The following is a 24,974-nucleotide window of genomic DNA, read 5'->3' as shown; positions in this document are numbered from 1 at the left end:
AATGGATACAGCTCACTCCGCTCCGACATTAGACAACATTTTTCTTGCCGCTGAAAGGCTTCGAGGCGTCATTAACCATACGCCAATCTTCTATAATGCACATCTTTCCGAGCAATATCAGGCTAACATTTACCTGAAAAGGGAAGATTTGCAAACTGTGCGTTCCTACAAAATTCGCGGCGCTTACAATAAAATGGCTAGCATGTCCGCAGAGGCACTTGCAGGCGGGATCGTTTGCGCGAGCGCAGGCAATCACGCACAAGGCGTCGCATATGCATGTAGGAAAATGCTGGTTAAGGGAGCGATTTTCATGCCCACAACAACGCCTCAGCAGAAGATCAAACAGGTAAGGTTATTCGGGAAAGAATGGATTGATGTGCATTTGGTCGGCGATACATATGACGATGCCTATTATGCGTCAAAAGAATATCAAACTGTAACTAATGCCGTTTTTGTGCATCCGTTTGATGATCTGCAAGTGATTGAAGGACAAGGAACAGTGGGTTTGGAGATTTTCAAAGATGCCGATTTTAAGATTGACTATTTGCTGATGGCGATTGGCGGCGGCGGTTTGGCATCGGGCATTTCAACAGTTTTCAAACAACTTTCACCCAGAACCAAGCTGATCGGCGTTGAGCCGGAAGGCTCGCCAACCATGTATCAAGCCATGCAAGACGGGCATGTGGTAACATTGGAGCACATTGATAAATTTGTCGATGGCGCAGCTGTTCGCAGAGCGGGAGACATTACATTTGAGATTTGCAGCAAAAGCTTGGACAAAGTAATCCTCGTTCCGGAAGGTAAAGTGTGCTCGTCTATTTTACAGCTTTACAACGAAGAAGCCATCGTTGCCGAGCCGGCAGGAGCGCTCACAGTTGCCGCGTTGGATCTAATAAAAGATGAAATCAAAGGCAAAAATGTCGTCGCATTAATTAGTGGAGGCAATAACGACATTACAAGAACGGAAGAAATCAAAGAGCGCTCCTTGCTTTACGAAGGTCTAAAACATTACTTCATCATCCGCTTCCCCCAACGCTCCGGTGCATTCCGCGAATTTTTGAATGTCCTCGGCCCAAATGATGACATCGCCAGATTTGAATACGTGAAGAAAACCAACCGCGAACAAGGTCCCGCATTAGTAGGCATCGAGCTAAAAAACCGCGAAGACTTTGCACCACTAATCGAACGAATGGATGCCAATCGGGTGGTTTATGAGTATTTGAACGATCAGCCGGATTTGTTTCAGTTTATGGTTTGATATGCTACGCGTCCCTTCAGATATCAGCTCACAGGAATTTGAATCTTTGAAGATTCAGGATATGACTTTTGTTGCCTATCGCAATGAGGTTTATCCTTCCAAGTACGATGTATTTTTTGAAGAGCACGCGGTGATTGTGGTTTTGGAAGGGGAGAAGAAATTCACAAGTCCGACGCAGGAAGTGCATGTTGAGAAAGGAGATATTCTGTTTGTGCAGCGCGGCTTTTACTTAATGTCGGAGTCGATTAATGAATCTTACAAAAGCCTTGTTTTCTTTTTTGATGAAAAGCTGTTGAAGGAATTTGTTAGCCTGCATCCGGAACTTTTCAATCCTGCAAAAGCGATGCCGGTTCTCGAAAATCCTATCCTGTTGTTGAAATCAGACGAGAATTTCGAGAAGTTCATCCAATCGGTTTTTCCCTATTTCAAATCAAGAACTGAATTGAAGAATCATTTTCTAAGGCTTAAATTCCAAGAGTTACTGCTTCATTTACTCGAACTGGACGATTCGAAACAACTCCGCGCGATTCTTTACAGTTTATACAAAGGTGAAAAGGCTGATTTGTCGTTCATGATGAATAGTTATTATTTGAAACCTTTAACATTAAATGAATTAGCGAGGTTATCAGGAAGAAGCCTTTCCGCTTTTAAAAGAGATTTTCAAGACGAATTTAAAACTTCACCGGCACTTTGGCTTAAAAATAAGAGACTTGATTATGCAGATTTCTTGCTAAGAAATAGCACTAAGAACGTTTCAGAAATCAGCACAGAGATCGGGTATGAAAGTGTTTCGCATTTTATTAAGACTTATAAAGAGAAACATGGAAGGACACCGAAGAAACATAGCTGATTTGGGTTTTTGTTTTTAAAAGCCTAGATTGAATGGTGATAATTTATTTCTATGAACACTCAGACTGTTTTAGATCGGCTCAACAAATCCAAAGGATATTTTTTTAATAAATATCCTTTGAAATCGATGGCTTTGTTTGGCTCCTATGCTAGAAACGAGGCTAATGAAGGCAGCGATATCGACATTCTCGTGGAGTTTTCTGCGCCAGTCGGATTTGAATTTATTGATCTCGCAATGGAATTAGAAGATATTCTGCAAACAAAAGTGGATCTGGTAAGCAAAAAAGGCTTGAAAGCTCCTTTACTGCCTTTTATCGAGAAAAATTTGATTTATGTCTGAAAGAGCGCCTTCGATTTTATTTTCGGATATGCTCGATTCAGTAGAATCTGTTCTTGAATATACAGCAGGGATGAATTTTGAAGGCTTTCTGGAAGATAGAAAAACCCGCGACGCTGTAATTAGAAACATTCAAGTGTTGGGCGAAGCTGCAAATCGGGTGCCGAAGGACATCAGGGAAGGTTATCCAGATATTGAATGGATGAGAATTATCAGGTCAAGACACATACTGGTTCATGATTACGCTGGAATAGACTACGAAATTGTTTGGCGAATTATTGAAGTTCACCTTCCTCCCCTTAAAGAAGCGCTTCTTAGAATGAGTAAGGAACATTGATCTGCAAATGTTCCAATAACAATTTCCGCTCAAACTTCTCTTAAAAACCAAAATCACTATTTTTTGAACCTTTAACGTTATACTTATTACCTTGAATTTGTGGTAATTTGTAATCTCATTTCTCCTTTTGAGAAAAGCGCGATTTTATTCGCTATTTCTTGAAAGTCAGTCTTGAAGAGGCGAAATTTTAATAATAAAAAAATGAGTAATCAAGCGAATACCCTTTTCGACAAGGTGTGGGATGCACACGTTGTTCGCAAAATTGCAGATGGTCCGGATGTGTTCTTTATCGACCGTCATTTTATCCACGAAGTAACCAGCCCGGTTGCATTTTTGGGACTCGAAAGCAGAAATATTGGCGTAATGTATCCTGAAAGAACATTCGCCACAGCCGACCACAATACACCAACGATTAACCAACACCTTCCGGTTGAAGATCCGCTTTCTGCTAACCAGTTGAAAGCATTGGAAACAAATTCAGCTAAATACGGCATTTCTCACTGGGGCCTTGGCCACGCGAGAAACGGAATTGTGCACGTGGTGGGTCCTGAGAATGGAATTACACTTCCCGGCATGACAATCGTATGCGGGGATTCGCATACATCTACGCACGGCGCTTTTGGTGCAATTGCCTTTGGTATAGGCACTTCTGAGGTTGAAATGGTGCTTTCTTCGCAATGCATTATGCAGCCTAAGCCTAAGAAAATGCGTGTAAATGTTGTTGGAGAACTAGGCAAAGGCGTTACACCAAAAGACGTGACACTTTATATCATTTCAAAACTGACAACAGCCGGCGCAACAGGATATTTCGTGGAATACGCAGGTGACGTTTTTGAAAAAATGAGCATGGAAGGCCGTATGACGGTTTGCAACATGAGCATTGAAATGGGTGCGCGCGGTGGCATGATCGCTCCGGACGAAACCACTTTTGCATACATCAATGGCCGCGACCAGGCTCCAAAAGGAGAGAAGTGGGATGAAGCATTGGCTTACTGGAAAACATTGAAAACAGACGAAGGCGCTGTTTTTGACAAAGAATATACTTTCGATGCAGCCGACATTGAGCCAATGATCACTTACGGAACGAATCCGGGAATGGGTCAGGGAATTTCAAGGAATATTCCGACTTCGGAACAAGTTGAAGGAGGAAAATCTACATATGATAAGTCGTTGGCTTACATGGGCTTTCATGAAAATGAATCCATGCTAGGCAAGAAGATTGATTACGTTTTCATTGGAAGCTGCACGAATGGACGCATTGAAGATTTCCGTGCATTTGCTTCGATTGTAAAAGGTCGCAAAAAGGCTGATAATGTAACGGCTTGGGTTGTTCCGGGCTCACACATTGTGGAGGCGCAGATTAAGGAAGAGGGGATTTTGGATATTCTTACGGAAGCTGGATTTGAGCTTCGTCAGCCTGGATGTTCCGCTTGTCTGGCAATGAATGATGACAAGATTCCGGCTGGGAAATATGCTGTCAGCACTTCAAACCGCAACTTTGAAGGTCGTCAAGGACCGGGTGCGAGAACGCTTCTGGCAAGTCCGTTGGTGGCTGCTGCTGCTGCTGTAACCGGAGTAGTTACAGACCCAAGAGATCTTCTTTAATTCAAACCCGACATTCAAATGGCTTACGATAAATTCACATTATTAAGAAGTACGGCAGTGCCTTTGCCGATTGAAAACGTTGATACAGACCAGATTATCCCTGCGCGTTTTCTTAAAGCGACCAAGCGTGAAGGATTTGGTGATAACCTTTTCCGCGACTGGCGCTATAATGGTGAAGATACACCAAAAACGGATTTTGTACTAAACAATCCGATTTACAAAGGAAAAATCCTGGTAGGTGGTCACAATTTTGGAAGTGGATCAAGCCGCGAGCATGCTGCCTGGGCGATTTATGATTATGGTTTCCGTTGTGTTGTTTCCAGCTTTTTTGCAGATATTTTTAAGGGTAACTCATTGAATATCGGCATATTGCCTGTGCAAGTAAGTGCGGAATTTTTGGATAAAATATTCCAGGCGATCGAGGCTGATCCGAATGCGGAGTTTGAGGTGAATCTTGAAAAACAAACGATCACGATTGTTGGCTCAGGTGAATCTGAATCTTTTGATATCAATGGTTATAAAAAGCATAACATGATCAATGGATTTGATGACATTGATTATCTGCAAGCCATGAAGGGAGATATCAAAGAATTTGAAGCAGTAAGAATTTATTGAGCCGACGGCCGCACGCCTCCTATGAACAGCCGCTATATTGAAATAATGGACACGACACTCCGCGATGGTGAGCAAACCAGCGGCGTGTCGTTTTCCGCATCAGAAAAATTGACCATTGCGCAAATCCTTTTGCAGGAAGTGAAGGTTGACCGCATTGAAATTGCTTCTGCCCGGGTTTCGGAAGGAGAATTTCAGGCTGTTCAAAAAATCACGGAATGGGCAAATGCTAATGGTTTTCTGGATAAAATTGAAGTCCTGACATTTGTTGACGGCGATGCTTCCATCAACTGGATGCTGGAATCGGGTGCGCGGGTCATGAATCTTTTGACCAAAGGTTCGCTGAATCATTTAAAATACCAGCTCAGAAAATCACCTGAGGAGCATTTTGAGGACATTCGAAAAGTGATCGAACTGGCTGATGCAAGCGGCATTGCCTGCAATGTTTATCTCGAAGATTGGAGCAACGGCATGCGGAATTCGCCTGAATATGTTTTCCAATCGCTTGATTTTCTTGTAACTCAGCCTGTAAAACGGATTTTGTTGCCGGATACATTGGGCATCTTAACGCCTTCCGAATCTTACACTTTTGTAAAATCCATCGTTGACCGTTATCCCGATAGCCATTTCGAGTTCCACGCGCATAACGACTATGACCTGAGCATTGCGAATGTCATGGAAGCATTGCGAGCGGGTGCGCACGGGCTGCATTTGACCGTGAATGGAATGGGCGAAAGAACGGGAAATGCGCCACTCGCAAGCACAATCGCAGTGATTAATGACCTAATGCCAGAGTTTAAAACTTCTGTAAACGAGCGATCATTATATACGGTTAGCAAGCTGGTTGAAACATTTTCTGGTGTTCGGATTCCATCTAATAAGCCTATTGTTGGTGAAAGTGTGTTTACGCAAACGGCGGGCATTCATGCAGATGGTGATAAGAAGAACAATCTGTATTTCAGTAAGTTAATGCCCGAGCGTTTCGGTCGTCAGCGGCTTTATGCTTTGGGCAAAACTTCCGGAAAAGCGAATATCGAGAATAATTTGAGAGATCTGGGAATTTCACTTTCTGATTCAGATCTTAAAAAAGTCACGCAGCGGATTATAGAGCTAGGCGATCGCAAAGAGGCTGTAACGCCTGAGGATTTGCCTTACATCATTTCCGATATTCTGGCGAGTAATGCGATTGAAGAAAAGGTCGTCATCGTCAATTATGTGCTGACACATTCAAAAAACCTGAAACCTTCTGCGACGTTGCAAATCAAGTTTGAGGATGAAGTTTTTGAAGAAAATGCACAGGGAGACGGTCAGTATGACGCTTTTATGAATGCGTTGAAAAAAATATATTGCCGCAAAGGAATCAGTCTGCCGATGCTGACGGATTATGCAGTGCGAATTCCGCCCGGCGGAAAAACGGATGCCCTTTGTGAAACAATCATTACTTGGGAAATCAATGGTAAGGATGTAAAAACGAGAGGCTTAGATTCCGATCAAACCGTTTCCGCAATCATGGCCACGCAGAAAATGCTGAACCTGATTGGCATTCCGAAGGCAACAGAGCTAACGGCAGAGATTCCTTTGGTTGTGGCTATTTAACATTGCAACTCACTTTTTGAAATGGACAAGTCACAGTTATATCAAAACCTCAAAAACTATCTTTTGCAAAAAAAGGTAACAAAGGCCACTGTATTTGGTTCTTTTGCGAGAAATGAGGAGAATGATGATAGTGACATTGACTTAATGATTGATGCCAGCGGTCTTACTATGTTTGACATTCTTCGTATCGAGGACGAGCTGCAATCCATTTTCAGGCGCAAATTTGATTTGGTTGAATTTAAAGCTGTTAAATCCTCTATTCGCAAATATGTTTTTGAAGACACGGTTGAGCTGATATGATACGAAAAGACTAATAATAGAAGACTTGCCGCCGCTTTTGGCAAAACTTAAACAGATTTAAATTACTGATTATCAATTCAAAAAATTAATGAAGAAAAATATTCTAATCGTTCCGGGTGATGGAATCGGACAGGAGGTTACAGAAGTTGGGAAAAGTGTTTTGGTGAAAATTGCTGAGAAATTCGGTCACGAATTCAGCTACGACGAAGCATTAATGGGTCACGTTGCGATTGAAGCAACGGGAAATCCGCTTCCTGATGAAACGCTTGAAAAAATGCGCAATTCGGATGCAATCCTTTTCGGAGCGGTGGGCCATCCTAAATATGATAATGATCCAACTGCAAAAGTTCGTCCGGAGCAGGGCTTGCTGAAAATGCGTAAAGAACTTGGCTTATATGCCAATTTGCGCCCTATCAAATTGTTTGACGAGCTTCTAGGCGCTTCTTCTATTAAACCTGAAATCCTGAAAGGTTCGGATATTCTTTTCTTCCGTGAGCTTACGGGCGACATTTATTTTGGAGAAAAAGGCCGTAAAAATGATAATAACACAGCTTACGACATCGCGGAATACAGCAGATATGAAGTAGAACGCATTGGCCGCAAAGCATTCGAAGCTGCCCGCACACGTGGCAAAAGATTAATGTCGGTTGACAAAGCTAACGTTTTGGAAACGAGCCGCTTGTGGAGAGAGGTGATCCAGGCACTTGCTCCTGAATATCCGGACGTTACGGTTGAACACCAGTTTGTGGATTCGGCGGCAATGTTGCTGATCAAAGACCCAAGACGCTTTGATGTTGTGGTTACAGCCAATTTGTTCGGTGATATTTTGACGGATGAAGCAAGCCAGATTGCTGGTTCAATGGGCATGTTAGCATCTGCGTCTGTGGGTGATAGCACAGGTGTTTACGAACCGATCCACGGTTCTGCGCATGACATTACCGGAAAAGGAATTGCTAATCCTTTGGCTTCTGTTCTTTCGGCTGCATTGTTGCTTGACATTTCATTTGGCTTGAAAGAAGAATCGGATGCAATTATTGCAGCAGTTGATAAGTTGCTTAAAGACGGTTTCAGAACAAAAGATATTGCAGATGCTTCAACGCCTGCGCACCTGCTTTTGAACACGCAATCGGCTGGTGCTGAGCTTTTGAAAAGAATCTGATTTTTTTGAAGATTTACCAAATAATATTTGTCGGAAGGAAAACTTATGTTTTCTTTGCAGAACAAATCTAATGTTAGCGAAATTTCGCAACTTGATATCATGAACGCACTCGAATTGAACCTTAATCTGCTGATTCTACTTACACCGTGAAGACGGGAAAGGTTGTGTTTTGATTCGTTTAAAACCCTTTCTCTAATCCGGAAAGGGTTTTATATTGTTTGAAATTTATTAAATTCGTATCCATTAAAATTTTAATTCCCACCAATGAGTAATCGAGTTCAGATCTTCGACACAACTTTGCGCGACGGCGAGCAGGTTCCTGGCAGCCAATTAACGACAGAAGAAAAGGTTGTTGTAGCCAAGCAACTCGAAAAACTCGGTGTAGACATTATCGAAGCAGGTTTCCCCGTTTCGAGCCCTGGCGACTTCCGTTCGGTTGTTGAAATTTCTAAAGCGGTTCGTGAGCCTATCATTTGTGCGTTGTCGCGTGCGGTGCAGGGCGACATTGATGCGGCTGCTGATGCATTGCAATTTGCACAGCGCGGCCGGATCCACACGGGGATTGGATCTTCGGACATTCACATTCAGCACAAATTCAATACGACAAGGGAAAAGATCATCGAAAGAGCCATTTTTGCGACGAAATACGCTAAATCTAAGGTGGAGGACGTAGAATTTTACTGCGAAGATGCCGGAAGAGCTGATCTTGTTTTTCTTGCCCAATTGGTTGAAGCGGTGATCGGAGCGGGTGCAACGGTGGTGAACATTCCTGATACAACCGGCTATTGCCTTCCTGACGAATACGGTAACAAGATCAAATACATTTTCGAGAACGTTTCCAACATACATAAAGCCATCATTTCCATCCATTGCCACAACGACCTTGGCCTTGCAACGGCTAATTCAATTGCCGGAATAAGTCAAGGAGCGCGTCAGGTGGAGGTTACGATCAATGGAATTGGGGAAAGAGCCGGAAATACTTCATTGGAAGAAGTCGTGATGGCATTAATGGTTCATAAAGAACTTGGTTTGGAAACGGGCGTAAATACGCAATTCATTTACCCAACAAGTCAGCTGGTTTCAAAAATGATGCGGATGCCGGTGCAAGCAAATAAGGCCATTGTCGGCCGCAATGCATTTGCGCATTCTTCGGGAATTCACCAGGATGGATTTTTGAAAAATACGTTGAATTACGAGATTATGAACCCGAATGACGTGGGTGTTGACAAATCTGACATTGTGCTTACAGCGCGCAGCGGCAGACACGCATTGAAGCACCGCCTAGAATTACTTGGGTTCAGCTTCGACAAGCCTACACTGGACGAATTGTATACGAGATTCCTGGAAGTGGCCGATTTGAAGAAGGAAGTGAACGATGCAGATCTCGTTGATTTGGCCCGGACAGCGATCCCAGTTGAATAGATTAGAAATTCATTAAAAAGCATAACCCCTTGAATCTGAATTTGATGTTTTAAAGAATTATTTGTAACATTACATATTCAATAACATCCATCAGATTGCAAAAAGCCCTCGGTGATTCTGACTAAGGGCTTTTTTCTTGTTATAGGATAATGGTTCGGTTGCCGTGAATAAACACGCGATCATTGAAAACCAGCTTCAAAGCCTTCGACAAAACTCCCTTTTCTGTGTCCCTTCCTAATGTAGCCATATCTGACGCAGTTTGTCGGTGATCAACTGACTTTACATCTTGCGCAATGATAGGTCCTTCGTCTAAATCATTGTTTACAAAATGCGCTGTGGCGCCTATGATTTTCACACCGCGTTCATAAGCTTGTCGGTAAGGATTTGCTCCGATGAATGCGGGAAGGAATGAGTGGTGAATGTTGATGATCTTATCCGGGAAGTGATTGACGAAATTTGGCGTGATCACACGCATATATTTTGCCAAAACCAAATACTCCGGTCTGTAAATGTCCAGGGTTCTAAGAATTGCCTCTTCGTGTTCTTCTCGTGAGCGGTTTTCATGAGAAATGAAATGAAAAGGAATGCCAAATTTGCCTACAAGCGGCTGTAATGTGTTGTAATTACTGATCACAGCCAAAATTGTCGCATCCAACTCGTCAAAAGCATAGCGGATCAGCAGCTCGCCGAGACAATGATGTTCCTTGGTGACCATCAGCACAATGTCCTTCTTTTTCTTTGGATTGATGCGCAGGTTAAGCCCGGCCGGCAGCTCGTTTTGCAGCACTTTTAGCAGCTGGTCAATGTCAGTTTCCCCTTCAAACTCCGTCCGCATAAAAAAATATTTGGAAGGGCTCACGTATTCATCATTTCTGATAATGTTTTGATTATGAGCAAAAAGAATGCGGGTAACCTGGTAAATCAAGCCCTTATGATCGGGCCCGTCCATTAATAAAATGTGTCTTTGGATCATTGTTTTAAACTAAAATCACTTAAAAGTAACATTTAAGCGTGTGATATTTTGTTGAATGTGCGGGTAACTTATGCGGGCACGTGTGTGTTCGTAATGTGCAAATGTAAAATTTTATCAAAATGGCAGAAGAACTATTAGTCCCCACAGACACGGACAGAGCAACGGTTTACAATGCACTATTCCCGCAAATCCAGGCATTGGTAGAAACTGAAAGTGACCTGATTGCAAACCTGGCGAACATTAGCGCAGCCTTGAAGGAAGCTTTTGGCTTTTTCTGGGTTGGTTTTTATATCGTGAAAGAAGGTCAATTGGTTTTAGGCCCATTTCAGGGACCGATTGCCTGCACGCGGATTGCTTTTAACAAAGGTGTTTGCGGAGCCAGTTATAGTCAGCAAAAAACCATTGTTGTTCCTGATGTGGAAGCATTTCCAGGACACATTGCCTGCAATTCAGCATCAAAATCAGAAATCGTTTTGCCTGTTTTCCATCGGAATGGGACGGTTGCTATGGTCTTGGATGTGGACAGTGATCAGCTCGACGATTTTAGTGAAGTGGATGCAGCACATTTGGGGAAAATCTTGAAACTGATAGAAAGAAAGCTTTAAATAAAACGCAAAAAAGCCCTGCTGGTTGAACCGGCAGGGCTTTTTTGTATTTGAAAAACCTAGTTTAACGAAAACATAGGCAGCCTCAGCGCTACAACATTGTTGAACATGAGTTTGGATATTTTTGGGTCCATGTAATCAATCAGCGGAAATTCCGAGACGAGTGACATTACCTCAAACTCGCTGTCTGCTCTTACCACGCACCAAAGTTTGGAATAATCATCCGAAAGGGCATAGGACATTAATCGTCCCTGCTCCATCATTTCATTAATTTTTTTTCTCTGAGCAGGTATTTTCGCTGTAAAATCTTCCGACATAACAGCCGGAAGTTGGATCTCAACCATGTATTGGCTCATTGGTGATAGAAGTTAGGTGTACAGAAATACCTTAGCGTTTACTTCACTGATAATAAAAGGATATGTTGTAATGATTAGTTCCTAAGTGTAATGTACTAAACATTGAACAAAAACCTTTTTTACTTTTTCCAACCAATTGGAAACAAATCGTGTCCACCTATTACGAATTGCCGCGTCCAGAATTGTGCAATCCGGCAGTCATAAAACAGTATTCAGTTATCTTTGGGATAGTGGTGCTGATTTACAAATAAAACCGAACGAAGCACCCCCAAACTTCGGATGACCTTTAACGAACAGGAATTAGTGCAAGGCTGCAAGCAGCGCAACCGCATTGCCCAGAAAAAACTTTACGAGGTTTTTGGGGGTAAGCTGTTCGCTATATGTCTGCGTTACACTAAAAACCGTGCGGATGCGGAGGATGTTTTACAAGATGCATTTATAAAAATTTATGAAAATATAGATTCATTCAGGAACGATAGCCCATTAGAGTATTGGCTCCGTTCTGTAGTGGTGAATACAGCATTAAACCATCTGAGGCAGCAAAAGCATTTGAAAGACCTGGATGACATTGATTTACACCATAATGGCATCGCTGATAAGGAAGTAACATTGGGGGATTTTCAGTTGAAACAACTTTTGGAAGTGATAAAAGAGTTGCCAACCGGATGTCAGACCATTTTTAACCTGTATGCCATTGAAGGTTATCAGCACAATGAAATAGCCCAAAAGCTGGGCATATCAGAAGGAACGTCTAAGTCGCAATATGCGCGGGCAAGAGGGCTTCTTCAACAAAAATTGAACAAAGAAAAAAGATTTAATGATGGATCCGTCCGAGATAAACAACTTTGAAGATCAGTGGCGTAAGGCTTTGAAAGAAGCCTCCGAAGCTCCTCCTCAATCCGTTTGGGAGGGCATTGAGGCGCGTCTTGATCAGCAGGATAAAGGAATGATACTGCCGCTTTGGTGGCAGTCGTCTAAGATATGGTATGCAGCAGCCTCCATTGCAGCATTGCTACTGGTAGGTGGTGGAATTTGGTATTCAAATTCAGGAATGAAAGGGAATAAAGTCAATACTGAAATTGCCGCAAAACAAATTGCAAAAGAGTCCGTATCGTCTGAAAATAAGTTTTCTGAAAAGGCATCACCCGAAGCTTCCGTAGGCGCGGATGCCGGTAATCAACAACTTGCATTGCAGGATAATAAACCTGAAAGTTCAAAACCCGCAGGTAAGCCGGCAATTCGCAGGGAAAACCAGACATTAGCATTTGAAAAATCGGCACAAAGCACTTCGGATGCTCTGAGAAATAATGCATTGAGATCAAATGGTAAAGGCTTAGTTTCAGCTGCAAAAAATTCTGATTCAGCAGCAGGAAGCTCAGGCAATACGCCAGCAGGGGACCGGGATGTAGCATTGGCCAAAGCTGAAGATCCTGTAACCACGCCGGTTGAGACCAATGTTAGTCGGGATGCTGCTGCCAGTGGAGGCCATGTGAATAATCAAGTTGCTGCTGCGATTCAATCCACCATGGCGTTAGCTTTATTGCCTACAACGCCTTACAACGACCTGGACATTCACATGCAGAAACGTTATGTGTTTTTCCGTCCTGAGGTTATCAAGGAAGAGCCTGTCGCACCGGCGAAAAACACCGAATACTACGCTGCACTGAGCCTTATGCCTGCGTCATTTAATCCGAATCTTACCGTGAAAGAAGCGCCTGTGGGCTTTTCCGGACAATCATTATCGACAAGAAGGGCCGTTTCAGGAACGAGCGAGGCAGGTGCTTCCTATGCCGTTCAAACGCAAGGTGGAATGAGGATTTCCAAGCATTGGTCTGTTGAAATGGGTTTGAGTTATTTAAAAGGAAACTCGACTTACGAAGGCGGTGGCTATGTACTAAATGCATTCAGCAATAAATCTGCGAATGTTTTGGAGAATGCTTACGCTGGCGTTGCACCGGGTTATGCCGGAATGAATGGAGATAAAGCGGCTGATTTTTTGAATAACGGGGCGCTTTACATTGATGTGGCCAAAACTGTAAGCAACAATTATCAATATCTGCAACTGCCCGTTCAGGCTGGATTTACGATTTATCCTGAGAAAAAATTCAATGCTTCGATTTTGGGCGGTATGATGGCTAATTTCTTCCTAAGCAACGACTTGGAATCGGCATCGGGTGAAATCATAACCACCAAAGCGAGTGACGAAATTTACAGAAGCATGAACTGGGCCGCAACAACCGGCTTGCGGTTCAATTACAGGCTTTCTCCGCGCTGGAATGCGAACCTGACAGGATCCTATCAGAAATCAGTAACATCTGGTTTCAGGTCGAATCAAAGCCTGGATTCCCGGCCTTATCTGTACGGCGTCTCATGGGGAATGCGCTATTCTTTTTGAAATAAATCCAATCAGGTTCCAACCATTTTTTGATTTTAGGTTTCTAGGATAATGTAGATTAATAAAAATCTATTAGCCATGAATAAGATCATTAAAGTGTTATTAATCCCGGGAATCATTGCCAGTACGATTTTAAGTTGTACCAATGATAATCCGGGTCCGGATAATCTGCCGGACCCGGTTTTTCCGGTTCAGGTTCCGGCGCGCATTTCAGAAGGCACAAATGAATTTTCATTTAATTTCCTCCACACATTACAGCAAACACAAGCGCCGGACGAAAACCTGTTCGTATCGCCGCTAAGCCTGCATATCGCATTGGGCATGTTGCTGAATGGGGCTGAGAAGGAAACCGCTGAGGAAATACTGAAAGCACTTCAGATGGAAGGCATTCCACTCACGGACCTCAACAATGCATACAAAACGCTGCTTAACGACCTGCCCATTGCTGATTCCAAAGTAAGCCTTGGCCTAGCTAATTCCCTTTGGTATAAAAGCGGTTTTGATGTGAAGCCTGATTTTCAATCGGTGTTGAAAAATTCTTTCAATGCAGAGGCAACCGGCCTTCCATTCGATAATGCAGCCAAAGACAAGATCAATCAGTGGGCGAGCGATAAAACGAATGGTAAGATCAAGCAAGTGATAGAAAAGATCGAGCCCGACCACGTCATGTTCCTGCTTAATGCATTGTATTTCAAGGGCGACTGGAAATACCAGTTTGATGCAAAGAATACGAGGGACGAAACATTTAAACTGGAAAACGGAAGCGGGAAACCGGTCAAAATGATGTTTGCCAAATCAAACTTCAAAACAACCAGCACCGAAACATACTCCGCAGTCCAGCTCCCATATGCGAACGGGCAGTTTAATATGACAGTACTCGTTCCGAAAGGGCAGAATACGGTGGATAAAATGCTTGCAAGTTTCAATGCGGACGACTGGGAACGGATTCGTGCCGGAATGCCGGAAACAAATGTGGAAGTGGGCCTGCCGAGGTTTATATTAAAGTATTCGGCGCAGCTGAAAGAAACCCTGAAAGAAATGGGCATTCAAAAAGCATTTACTTCCGGAGCAGAGTTGGGTAAGATTCATGCAACAGCACACCTGGCCGTCGATTTTGTAAAGCAGGACACTTATTTAGGCATTGAGGAAAAAGGGACCGAAGCTGCGGCAGTCACTTCAATCGGCATCGGCCTCACATCAGTAGGTCAGAACCAGCAGGTGATCTGCGACCGTCCGTTTGGATTGATTATCAGTGAAAATACATCCAATACAATACTTTTTATGGGGAGGATCAACAACCCCGAAAGTAAATAGCCTTATCTGTTAGCCAAAAATATTAAAGATAAAAAATGCCGGTAGTCCTGGCATTTTCGGGGTGCGTTATCGTCCGAAGGCCTTGCTTTCGGACGATTTTGTTTTTGCGGTTACAACCAATCACAAAATAGGCGTGTCATGTAATAAACCATGGATAAATGTAATTATTGCTAGCCTCTATAAACCTAACCGCTATGAAAACCAACTCTTTACTCTTATTCGTAATTCTTGCAGCCACAATGTGCTGGTCATGCAACGACCAATGCACGGAAACGCGTATTACCAGACGCTTCACCAATGTTACGCACTCGCTTCTGGAGTTGCGGACAATGGTCAAAAATGAATCCCCAAAGGCACTGGAACGTCCTGGTAAAATGTACATTAAGGGAGATTATCTCTTTGTAAATGAAATAAAGGAGGGCATCCACATCATCAATAACAAAGACAAGTCGCATCCCGAATTTATAACATTCATTCAAATCCCCGGAAACGGTGATATGGCTGTTCGTGACAACATTCTATATGCAGACAGTTTTTCAGATCTCCTTGCGATTGACATCAGCGATCCACACAATCCAAAGGAAGTCGAGCGGATCAAAAATGTTTTTAAGAATGGTCTTTTCGATGGCGGCACCTGGACATTAAACGAAACAACCGGCGCTATTAACGACCAGAATGTCGACTTTGTAACTGAAACTGTAACAGTAAACTGTGAAGAAGATGTGGCTCCGGGCTGGTGGGGCGGATGGCTGAATGACAGCTTCGCCCAATCTTCATTTTCCGGATCAGCGGCCTCGTCAGCCAGTTCCGGTGGCAGCAGTGGAAAAGCGGGGTCTATGGCCCGGTTTGCGCTGCATCAGAACTTTCTTTACACGGTAACACAAAACAGTCTTCATCTTTTCGATGTCGCGAAACCCTCGAAACCAAAGGATTTTTCAACCATAGAATTCGGATGGGGAATTGAGACCATTTTCCCTCACGAAAACAAGCTTTTCATTGGTTCCAACACCGGAATGTTCATCTTCGATAACAGCAATCCGGCCGATCCAAAACAACTCTCCACTTTCCAGCATGGACGCGCCTGCGACCCGGTGGTGGTGCAGGATAACATTGCCTATGTGACGATCAGGACTGGTACATTTTGCCAGGGCTCGCAAAATCAGCTGGATCTTGTGGATGTGAGCAATCCGTCTTCACCGCAACTGATCAAAAGCTATCAAATGGAAAATCCGCACGGTTTGAGCATAGATTCGCCTACATTATTCCTTTGCGAAGGAGCACACGGACTTAAAGTTTTTGATGTCAAAGATAAATTTAAAATCGACAAGAATCTGCTAGCCCATTTCAAGGATATGGATGCATTTGACGTGATTTCATTGGGAAAAACATTGCTGCTGATTGGAAAGGATGGATTCTGTCAATACGATTCCAGCAATCCGAAAGATCTGCGACTACTCAGCAAAATACCAGTTGGCAAAGCGATCTAAGCTAATTTCTCTTCAAACATCATCCCGATGAAAAAAATAGCTTTTGCAACAATTGCAAGCTGCTTGCTCATAGCAAACAGCCTGCGGGCACAAAATCACGTCCCGCTCAAATACACGAACCATACCGAATTTGGCGGCCTGTTTGGCAGGGCTAAATTTCAGAACCCGGGCAATCCAAACGAACGATTTGTGGATAACAGACTGAATATGACCTTGCAGACATTCAATGGCGTTATGCTCAACAGCCGCCTCGCCGCTGGTGTTACTGTGGGAATTGATTGGTATAAAACAGCCTTGCTCAACCCAATTTCGGCAGGAGTAAGATTTGACCTGACAAGGAAGGGCGAAGTGAGGTTATTTACAACCGCAGATATTGGATACGGCTTCGCATGGTTTCATGATGACTCTGATGGTTTTGGAACAACCGGCGGACTCATGATAAACCCTGGAATAGGCCTTCGGATGGGCAAGCCGGGCGGCACGGCAGTAACCTTTACAATGAGTTATAAAAGGCAGGAAGCGCACATTACCAAAGTCCCCTTATGGAATCAGGTGGAACGCTGGGAAGACCGGGTTTATAACCGGCTGGCGCTAAGGCTGGGAATCAGCTTTTAAATCTGGGCAACAGCAACATTGCTTTTCTTATCAAAAGCCTCAATTTCTGCCAGAAACATTGCTTCGCCGCGGTGATACCAGGTGCGGAATTTCTGCGCCTGGTCTATGTGTTTAGGTAAATAGTCGAGGATAACAGATAGATCGAACGATTTGGAAGTGACGCCAGCTCCTGAAATGACTCCGTCCATTGCATTGCATTCCTGCTCAAAATGATTGGGAACAGGGACCATCATCACCGGCTTGCCTAGATACATGGCCTCACAAACCGATTCAAAGCCCGCCGTTGTTACCAGCGCGGTGCAGCTTGCCAGCATTTGCAGGTATTTTTTGCTGTTAATGCGATGAAAGGTCAACGTTTCATCAAAAACAAACTCATCCGAAACCTCAGCATTATCCCAAAAACAATGCAATCTAACCTCTGGATGCGCCAGATGCCATTGAATGATTTGCTTGCTAAGACTGTGATGCGTCATGTAAACCAAAAAGAAATCGTCCTTACGCGTCTGCATATGAACCACTTCCCTGCGCAGAAGCGGAGGGACAACTGTGATTTTCAGATCATTTCTTGATTCGATCTCCCTGAACGACAGCGCCAGACGCTTATCTGAAAGCCAGGAAGTGAGATTTGAATTGAAATTGATAATCAGCTGGTTGACTTTGCTGTTTTTTGGAAAAATAAATCTTGGATGCAGCAGAAGATACTGGTGTGCTACGCAAACCATAGGAATTTTGGAGCGATACAGCGCATTATACAAACCGCTGAACGTCTCGTAAAAGCTAATGATCAAATGCGGCTTAATGTCCTGAATGGTGTGATGGATCAGCCGTAACCCGGCTAAATATGCGGTGTGATTTTTAAGCAAGTTGTAAACAGTGGCCTTTAAATTAATCCCCTCAGCCTGGTTGTTATACACAATGTTAGGCGCAGAAAAATGGAAAACCGGGGCTGAAACCTGTTCTTCAAAAAAAGCCGGAATAACGCGCCCGGGCGACACGCCTACCATTGCCGCCGCAATTTCATGCCCTGCATTGCGCAGAATCTGGCTCATAGAAATGGCCTGTGTCAAATGCCCGCGACCTTCTCCCTGAACCAAAAAGAGAATTTTCATAGGAACCGCTGGTTTTTTCCAGGAAGTAGGCTTGAAAATGCGACTTGCTTATCCATGTTCGCCGGAAAGTTTTCAATGATGGTTTTATTCGGCGATTTTTTAGAAAAACCCTTTTCCTGGACAGTATGCTGGTCGTAATAAAGCAGGCTCCAGTTTCCCTCGAAATCCTCAACCAATGCACTTAATGTTTCAACCCAGTCACCGGAATTCATGTACATAATGCCGTCAATTTCCCGGATCGCAGGATGGTGGATGTGCCCGCAGATCACACCATCGCAATTCCTCGAACGGGCCAGCTCTGTAAGCTTTTCTTCAAAATCAGTCATGTAATTCACCGCCATTTTTACAGACTGCTTAATGCGCTGCGACAGTGAGTAATACGATAATCCGCGCCATTCGCGATATCTGTTATAGAGCTTGTTCACCCACAAAAGGAATGTATAACCCATATCGCCCAGGTAAGCGAGCCATTTTAAGTGTGTGGTAATAGAGTCAAAAACGTCGCCGTGTGTAATGTAATATCGTTGAGAACCCGAGGTGAGAATGTAATCTTTCCGGATCTGAAAGTGCTTTCCAAGCCTCAGCGGAATGATTTGATCCAGAAAATCATCATGATTTCCGCGAATGTAAATCACCTTGGTCTTGTTTTCTTCGATCATTTTCAAAACCCGCTTGAAAAACATGGTATGCTTCCGTTTCCAGACCCCGTATTTTTTCAACTGCCAGGCATCAATAATGTCGCCGTTCAGGATAAGCTTTTTGCAGGAATAGCTTTTCAGAAAATTAGTAACCTCTTCCGCCTTCGAACCACCTGCTCCGAGGTGTAAGTCAGAAATGATGATTGTTCTAAAGTGAGTTGTATCTCCCATATTACAAATATTCTCATTTAACATTACCTGGATGTTACTGGCAGGTTATCAGATGATTAAGAAAATAGAATAAAGTCCTTAAAATGCGCTTGTAGAAGTATTTTGAGGTTATTTGCGGTTACATAGGAAATTAAAAAGAATACTTTTTTTATATTTGATTGAACATTATTACAAACTATGGGCCGGCTTATTCTCTTACTCTGCTTGTGCAGTGCATCCGTTTTTGGGCAAAAAATTTACCTTCCCTACGAAGTCGAGAAAGGTGCCGAGCCGATGGGAGGACCGGTTCATTTAAGCCAGTTCATAGCTTCCAATGTGCAGGTTCCATTTTTGAGCGGGGTAAAGGGCGTTACTGGTCGGGTTTATGTCAAAGGAATCGTTGAGCCGAACGGGAGCATGTCGCAGCTCGAAATTTCAAAAGGACTGGACTCCCTGACAAATAAAGAGGCGATCCGAATCATGAGCCTGTATAAAGCCTGGAAACCGGCGACAGTGGATGGCGAGAAAGTGCGCCAATCCATGATTTATCCCATCGCTTTTAAAACACCTCCTAATCCCAACTTCGACAGCACCAGATTTGCGCTGGTTAATTATTTTGATGGCCGTTACAGGATCTCAAAAGAGCCTAAAAAGTATGAATACAGGAGCATTATGCCTGTTAATGAACAGGGTTATATCAACAATGATGTGATCTATGAGCAATTGAAAGGCTCGAAATGGAAGGAAGTGGCCCGCGTTCCCTTTAAAAAGAAGGAAATCTGGTATCACACCGATCTTTTGGAAAGGGGTGTGGACTCCGTAAAGGCGTACCAGGTCATTGCCAGGGATGACAACGAGGCCAGTCATTCATCAGAAGCCACATTTCAGATGAACGGAAAGCTGCTCGCTTACACCGAATATGGGCCGGGCAATAAAGCGTCACTGATCAAAAAATATGACCTGAGCGGCTTGGTAAGGGATATCACTGTTGTTTCCGACAGCGCCAGCCTGCAATTGTCCTGGTATGACAACGGACAAATCCGTACTGTAACAGAAATTCCGGCTATGAAAGTAAACGAATACCGGGAGCGAATGTTTTTCAATGCCTGGAACAGGGACGGGACCCAGATCGTAAAGGATGGCGATGGTTACTGGAAGTCTGTGACGAAAATCAGCGCGTCGAAATTGCTCACCGAAGAAGGGCCGGTTACAAAAGGACGGAAAAGCGGGAAATGGTATGGCAAATGGGCAGACAGCACCCTGCATTACGAGGAAATATATGATGATAAGGGAAAATTGGAGCAAGGGATCGCGTACGAGAATGGTGAGAAACGGACTTATGATAATGCAATCGTTCAGCCGCAGTTTAAGGGTGGGCTTAATAAGATGTACAGATTTTTAGGCGAAAACATCCGCTATCCCACGGACGCGTCGCAAAAAGGCGTCACCGGTCGCGTGTATCTCTCATTTGTCGTTTGCGAAGACGGCAGCATGTGTGACTATAAGGTTGAAAGCGGCGTTGGGTTCGGTCTTGATGACGAAGCATTGCGCGTAGTAAAGAAAATGAGCGGAATGTGGGAGCCGGGCATGATGCGCGGGAAGGTTGTGAGGGTAAGATACAATCTGCCAATCAATTTTCAGATAGACTGAAATCGCTTAATCTGCCACTTATCCAATTCCAAAGCCGGTCAAAAGCTTTGGAATTTTTTTGTACCAAAAAATAATGAAGTTTGATCTTGATTTGATAATATTGTGATATCACTTTACTATCATATTTATGACCATGAATGAGAAAGAATTACGATCGTCCTCAGGTTTCGCCCTCTTTGGGCTCGGCCTGCTTTTAATGTTTGGCGGCGTTGGTTTTATTGCAGCAACAGGCGGCCCGATCGGTGGCGGTCTCATCTTTGGGATAGGCTTCATTATTTTGATCGGCCTGACGGTTATTAATCCCAATGAAGCAGTGGTAACAACATTTTTTGGAGACTATATGGGCACCATGAAGCAAAGTGGCTTGCGCTGGGTGAACCCACTGTTTCGCAGAAAAAAGATCAGCCTTCGTGCCAGAAACCTCAATGGCCAGAAACTCAAAGTGAATGATAAGCTTGGTAACCCCATCGAAATCGCTGCGGTTGTGGTTTGGCGTGTCGGGGACACAGCCAAGGCATGATTTGAGGTGGATGATTATGTAAAATATGTTGAAATTCAGTCGGAAGCAGCGGTAAGGCATCTTGCAGGGGTGTATGCTTACGACACAATGGAAGATGAAGATCTGCAAATCCAGGAAGTGACATTGAGGGACGGAAGCGGGAAAATCAACGAAATGCTGGAAGCCGAACTCACCGAACGTTTGAGCCGTGCCGGCATTGATGTGCTGGAATCGCGCATTAGTCACCTTGCTTATGCGCCGGAAATCGCAGGAGCCATGTTACAGCGCCAGCAGGCTTCGGCAGTGGTCGCAGCGCGCCGGCAGATTGTGAATGGTGCCGTAGGAATGGTGGATATGGCCTTGGCAATGCTTTCGGAAAAAGGGATTGTCCAGCTGGATGAAGAGCGGAAAGCGGCTATGGTAAGTAATTTGCTTGTTGTACTTTGCGGCGAAAAAGCGGCAACACCCATCCTGAACGCGGGCACTTTGTATCCTTGATATGGCAGAAAAAAAAGCATTTGTTTTACGCGTAAATCCTGATATGCTCAAAGAACTCGAAGCTTGGGCACAGCAGGATTTTCGTAGTTTGAATGGCCAGATCGAATTTCTGCTCAGTGAAGCGCTTAAAAAACAGAAGCGCGGGAAGGAAAAAAATGCCTAACTTAGTTGTCTTACTATCTAATATTTTGAAGTTCTTATGAAGCACTTTGTCACAACTTTAATCCTCACATTACTTTCTTTTCAACTTTTTTCCCAAATCCCCGACACATTTCAGTGGCTTCCCGACGGAACCGGATACCGCGACGTAACCGAGCAGGGAATCGTAGAAACTGCATTGCCATCCCGACAAGAAAAGGTGATCGTAGCGCAGGATATGCTTAAAAAAGCGGATGGGTCTCCAATGGAAATCAGAAGTTATACCATGAGCCAGACTGGTGATAAAGTGTTGATATACACCAATTCAAAGCGCGTATGGCGTTACCAGACGCGTGGAGATTACTGGGTTTTTGATGTGGCAGGGAAAACATTGAAACAACTCGGAAAAGGCTTGCCGGAATCGTCACTAATGTTTGCCAAATTTTCTCCTGATGGAAAAAAAGCAGCTTACGTAAGCAAGCATAATGTGTATGCAGAAGACATTCAAAGTGGTGAAATAAAGCAACTTACCACTGATGGAACCGATCGCGTCATTAATGGGACATTTGACTGGGCTTATGAAGAGGAGTTCGATTGCCGCGATGGTTTCCGTTGGAGCGGAGACAGCAAATCCATCGCTTACTGGCAACTTGATGCGCGCAAGATCCGTAATTTCCTGATGATCAATACAACGGACTCTATTTACTCATTTAATGTTCCTGTGGAATATCCAAAAGTTGGTGAAACGCCTTCTCCCTATAAAATCGGTGTGGTGGACATTGCCAGCTCCCAAACCAAATGGATGAACATTCCTGGCGATCCGCAGAACACTTATGTGCCCAGAATGGAATGGTCGGGCATGCCTAACGAGCTGGTGATCCAGCAATTGAACCGCAAACAAAACGAAAGCACGCTTTTATACATTAACACAACCGACGGCAGCGCAAAACCATTTTTTACAGAAAAAGATGCAGCCTGGATTGACATTAAGAGCCGCTGGGAGAATGATCCGATGGGTTGGGACTGGATCAATAATGGCAAGGAGTTTCTTTGGGTAAGCGAAAAAGACGGCTGGCGTCACACGTATCGCGTGAGCCGCGATGGGAAAAAGGAAACATTGGTAACCATCGGAAATTTTGATATGATCAATCCGGTGCGCATTGATGAGAAAAATAATGCTTACTATTTCACCGCATCGCCGGATAATGCTACACAGACTTATTTGTATAAAATTTCATTGGACGGTAAAGGAAAAGCGGAGCGCATAACGCCTGCAAACCAATCAGGAACGCACAATTACGAGATTTCTCCGGGCGGAAAATTTGCAAGACATCAATTTTCCAATGCCAAAACCGCACCATTGCAGGAGTGGATATCATTACCAAAACACGTTTCTATTGACCCTTCAAACTCAATCGCGCAATCCGCTGACAAGATCAATGCTGCGAAGCTGAACATTGAGTTTTTCAAAGTGAAAACAGAAGAAGGAATCGAAATCGACGCCTGGATGGTGAAGCCAACCAATTTTGATCCAGCCAAGAAATATCCGATCGTGTTTATGGTTTACGGTGAGCCCGCAGGAAGCACTGTGAAAGACACTTATGGAACCGGTCGCAACCGTTTATACGCAGGAAGCATGGCTGACGACGGCTATATTTATGCATCTGTGGACAATCGCGGAACGCCATCACCGAAGGGCGCCGCGTGGCGCAAAGCGATTTACAAGAACATTGGGACGATCAACATCAAGGATATCGACGGTGCCGCAACGGCCATGTTCAAGCAATATGCATTCATTGACACCAGCCGCGTTGCCGTGCATGGATGGAGTGGGGGCGGTTCATCCACATTGAATTTGTTATTCCAATATCCGCAGCATTTCAAAACTGGCATTGCAGTGGCTGCTGTGGCCAATCAGCTCACTTACGACAACATTTACCAGGAGCGATATATGGGCGTTCCGCAGGAAAACCGGGAAGATTTTGTGAAAGGTTCACCAATCACGCATGCCAAAAACCTGAGAGGAAACTTGCTTTACATTCACGGAACAGGGGATGACAATGTACATTACCAAAATGCTGAAATGCTTGTCAATGAGCTTATTAAGAATGATAAAGTATTTCAATTCATGCCATATCCCAACCGTTCGCACGGAATCTCGGAAGGCGAAGGCACATCAAAGCATTTGAGAAGTTTATTCACTGATTATCTTAAAAAGAATTGCCCTCCGGGAGCAAGATAATGTTGAGCTAAATGAAACACTTTTTTTGCTTGGTAACAGCGCTGGCAATGTCAGTCGGCGCTGTTTATGCACAATTGAGCGAAGGAACAAAAGTAGGCGTAGCAACGGGAAAAGGCCTGAATGCAGACAGGCCTGGTGTTTTCTGGTCATCGCCCACCGAGTCGTCCAATGTAATCGGCGACTTTTACATTGACTCACTATGGCGTGAAGGATCCGTCAAGCTGAACGCGCCCGTAACCCAGTTTGGAGGCTTGGAATCGGATAGTCTGGCAGGCATAACCATCCGCTACAATGTGCTGAATGATGAGTTGGAAGTGCTGGCCAAAAAGAATGACATCCGGGTTATTAAATCCAGCTATTTGAAAAGTTTTGAAACCAAAAATAACGGCACACCACAACGCTTCACCAGCATCAGGTCCCTGGCGCCCAACACCGACCTCAAAGGCGTCTGCGAAGTGCTTAGTTCCGGCAAGCTCACCTTGATCAAACATTACAAACCAAGAATCACAAAACCCAACTACAACCCAGGCTTCGGAACCGGCCAAAAAAACACGATCGTGCGATTGGATAGTGACTATTATGTTATTTCAAATGGTAAGTCGGAGAAGTTGAATGCTGGTAAAAAGGCTGTGTTGGCTGTGATGGGAGATAAAGAGAAGGAAGTTGACGCTTATTTAAAAGAAAACAAGGCCGCCTTGAAGAGCGACCTTGTTTTGAAAGGTGTTTTTGATTTTTATAATAAAAAGTAAGGCGTCAAAATAAACACATCA

24 protein-coding genes and 1 pseudogene are annotated in these 24,974 nt (G+C 44.0%); 21 read left to right on the top strand and 4 right to left on the bottom strand.

Annotation, left to right across the window (positions count from 1 at the left end; translation table 11 throughout):
* The first annotated feature begins 1 nt into the window (after position 1).
* The 10 genes from ilvA (at position 2) to L0659_RS20510 (ending at position 9,475) form a co-directional block, all read left to right on the top strand.
* Positions 2–1,258: a threonine ammonia-lyase gene (gene ilvA / locus L0659_RS20555; RefSeq protein WP_235128456.1), complete on the top strand. Its 1,257-nt coding sequence runs from the start codon at positions 2–4 to the stop codon at positions 1,256–1,258.
* A 1-nt stretch (position 1,259) separates the two neighbouring features.
* Entirely contained in the window at positions 1,260–2,108 is an 849-nt protein-coding gene (locus tag L0659_RS20550) for a helix-turn-helix domain-containing protein (protein WP_235128455.1), read from the top strand.
* A 51-nt stretch (positions 2,109–2,159) separates the two neighbouring features.
* Positions 2,160–2,447 carry a nucleotidyltransferase family protein gene (locus L0659_RS20545; protein ID WP_235128454.1) on the top strand — a complete coding sequence of 96 codons (288 nt, stop codon included), beginning with the start codon at positions 2,160–2,162 and terminating at the stop codon, positions 2,445–2,447.
* Positions 2,440–2,781 (top strand): DUF86 domain-containing protein, encoded by a 342-nt coding sequence (locus L0659_RS20540; RefSeq protein ID WP_235128453.1) that lies wholly within the window; start codon positions 2,440–2,442, stop codon positions 2,779–2,781. The genes L0659_RS20545 and L0659_RS20540 overlap by 8 nt, the downstream gene beginning before the upstream one ends.
* A 201-nt stretch (positions 2,782–2,982) precedes the next feature.
* Complete coding sequence (gene leuC, locus L0659_RS20535) at positions 2,983–4,386, top strand: 3-isopropylmalate dehydratase large subunit (RefSeq protein WP_235128452.1); 1,404 nt, start codon at positions 2,983–2,985, stop codon at positions 4,384–4,386.
* Between the two features lie 18 nt (positions 4,387–4,404).
* Complete coding sequence (gene leuD, locus L0659_RS20530; protein ID WP_235128451.1) at positions 4,405–5,001, top strand: 3-isopropylmalate dehydratase small subunit; 597 nt, start codon at positions 4,405–4,407, stop codon at positions 4,999–5,001.
* A 21-nt stretch (positions 5,002–5,022) separates the two neighbouring features.
* Positions 5,023–6,594 carry an alpha-isopropylmalate synthase regulatory domain-containing protein gene (locus L0659_RS20525; RefSeq protein WP_235128450.1) on the top strand — a complete coding sequence of 524 codons (1,572 nt, stop codon included), beginning with the start codon at positions 5,023–5,025 and terminating at the stop codon, positions 6,592–6,594.
* Between the two features lie 21 nt (positions 6,595–6,615).
* Positions 6,616–6,894 carry a nucleotidyltransferase family protein gene (locus L0659_RS20520; RefSeq protein WP_235128449.1) on the top strand — a complete coding sequence of 93 codons (279 nt, stop codon included), beginning with the start codon at positions 6,616–6,618 and terminating at the stop codon, positions 6,892–6,894.
* 88 nt (positions 6,895–6,982) lie between these two features.
* The gene (leuB, locus tag L0659_RS20515) at positions 6,983–8,053 is read left to right on the top strand and encodes a 3-isopropylmalate dehydrogenase (RefSeq protein ID WP_235128448.1); all 1,071 of its coding nucleotides are present in this window, start codon (positions 6,983–6,985) and stop codon (positions 8,051–8,053) included.
* 264 nt (positions 8,054–8,317) lie between these two features.
* Entirely contained in the window at positions 8,318–9,475 is a 1,158-nt protein-coding gene (locus L0659_RS20510; protein WP_235128447.1) for a 2-isopropylmalate synthase, read from the top strand.
* 139 nt (positions 9,476–9,614) lie between these two features.
* Here L0659_RS20510 and purU read toward each other — a convergent pair whose 3' ends face one another.
* A complete protein-coding gene (gene purU, locus L0659_RS20505; protein WP_235128518.1) occupies positions 9,615–10,424 on the bottom strand; it encodes a formyltetrahydrofolate deformylase in 810 nt (269 codons plus the stop codon).
* A 143-nt stretch (positions 10,425–10,567) separates the two neighbouring features.
* Between purU and L0659_RS20500 the strand changes: the two genes are divergently transcribed.
* On the top strand, positions 10,568–11,053 hold the full coding sequence (locus tag L0659_RS20500; RefSeq protein WP_235128446.1) for a GAF domain-containing protein: 486 nt from the start codon (positions 10,568–10,570) through the stop codon (positions 11,051–11,053).
* A gap of 59 nt (positions 11,054–11,112) precedes the next feature.
* Here L0659_RS20500 and L0659_RS20495 read toward each other — a convergent pair whose 3' ends face one another.
* On the bottom strand, positions 11,113–11,409 hold the full coding sequence (locus tag L0659_RS20495) for a muconolactone Delta-isomerase family protein (protein WP_234605939.1): 297 nt from the start codon (positions 11,407–11,409) through the stop codon (positions 11,113–11,115).
* Positions 11,410–11,688: 279 nt separating this feature from the next.
* On the opposite strand from L0659_RS20495, the gene L0659_RS20490 reads away from it, so the two are divergent.
* From L0659_RS20490 to L0659_RS20470, 5 genes are all read left to right on the top strand, one after another.
* Positions 11,689–12,258 carry an RNA polymerase sigma factor gene (locus L0659_RS20490; RefSeq protein ID WP_235128445.1) on the top strand — a complete coding sequence of 190 codons (570 nt, stop codon included), beginning with the start codon at positions 11,689–11,691 and terminating at the stop codon, positions 12,256–12,258.
* Entirely contained in the window at positions 12,227–13,804 is a 1,578-nt protein-coding gene (locus tag L0659_RS20485) for an outer membrane beta-barrel protein (RefSeq protein ID WP_235128444.1), read from the top strand. The genes L0659_RS20490 and L0659_RS20485 overlap by 32 nt, the downstream gene beginning before the upstream one ends.
* 78 nt (positions 13,805–13,882) lie before the next feature.
* Complete coding sequence (locus L0659_RS20480; RefSeq protein ID WP_235128443.1) at positions 13,883–15,118, top strand: serpin family protein; 1,236 nt, start codon at positions 13,883–13,885, stop codon at positions 15,116–15,118.
* A 194-nt stretch (positions 15,119–15,312) separates the two neighbouring features.
* Positions 15,313–16,605: an LVIVD repeat-containing protein gene (locus L0659_RS20475; protein WP_235128442.1), complete on the top strand. Its 1,293-nt coding sequence runs from the start codon at positions 15,313–15,315 to the stop codon at positions 16,603–16,605.
* Between the two features lie 27 nt (positions 16,606–16,632).
* Complete coding sequence (locus L0659_RS20470; protein ID WP_235128441.1) at positions 16,633–17,220, top strand: hypothetical protein; 588 nt, start codon at positions 16,633–16,635, stop codon at positions 17,218–17,220.
* Here the strand turns inward: L0659_RS20470 and L0659_RS20465 are convergent.
* On the bottom strand, positions 17,217–18,329 hold the full coding sequence (locus L0659_RS20465; protein WP_235128440.1) for a glycosyltransferase family protein: 1,113 nt from the start codon (positions 18,327–18,329) through the stop codon (positions 17,217–17,219). The two genes, L0659_RS20470 and L0659_RS20465, sit on opposite strands and share 4 nt — an antisense overlap.
* Positions 18,326–19,198 carry a UDP-2,3-diacylglucosamine diphosphatase gene (locus tag L0659_RS20460; RefSeq protein ID WP_235128439.1) on the bottom strand — a complete coding sequence of 291 codons (873 nt, stop codon included), beginning with the start codon at positions 19,196–19,198 and terminating at the stop codon, positions 18,326–18,328. The genes L0659_RS20465 and L0659_RS20460 overlap by 4 nt, the downstream gene beginning before the upstream one ends.
* Before the next feature lie 177 nt (positions 19,199–19,375).
* Here L0659_RS20460 and L0659_RS20455 point away from each other — a divergent pair, with 177 nt between their 5' ends.
* From L0659_RS20455 to L0659_RS20435, 5 genes and pseudogenes are all read left to right on the top strand, one after another.
* Entirely contained in the window at positions 19,376–20,827 is a 1,452-nt protein-coding gene (locus L0659_RS20455) for an energy transducer TonB (protein WP_235128438.1), read from the top strand.
* Positions 20,828–20,960: 133 nt separating this feature from the next.
* A pseudogene (locus L0659_RS20450) lies at positions 20,961–21,824 on the top strand (SPFH domain-containing protein).
* Position 21,825: 1 nt separating this feature from the next.
* The gene (locus tag L0659_RS20445; protein WP_235128437.1) at positions 21,826–21,987 is read left to right on the top strand and encodes an Arc family DNA-binding protein; all 162 of its coding nucleotides are present in this window, start codon (positions 21,826–21,828) and stop codon (positions 21,985–21,987) included.
* Positions 21,988–22,023: 36 nt separating this feature from the next.
* Positions 22,024–24,204: a DPP IV N-terminal domain-containing protein gene (locus L0659_RS20440; RefSeq protein WP_235128436.1), complete on the top strand. Its 2,181-nt coding sequence runs from the start codon at positions 22,024–22,026 to the stop codon at positions 24,202–24,204.
* An 11-nt stretch (positions 24,205–24,215) separates the two neighbouring features.
* Positions 24,216–24,953, top strand: coding sequence for a hypothetical protein (locus tag L0659_RS20435; protein WP_235128435.1), 738 nt, complete (start codon positions 24,216–24,218; stop codon positions 24,951–24,953).
* Positions 24,954–24,974 lie beyond the last annotated feature (21 nt).

The organism is Dyadobacter sp. CY347, assembly GCF_021502655.1.
Lineage (GTDB): Bacteria > Bacteroidota > Bacteroidia > Cytophagales > Spirosomataceae > Dyadobacter.
Note: the sequence above shows the minus strand (reverse complement) of the source record. Positions and strands in the feature narration are given on the sequence as shown.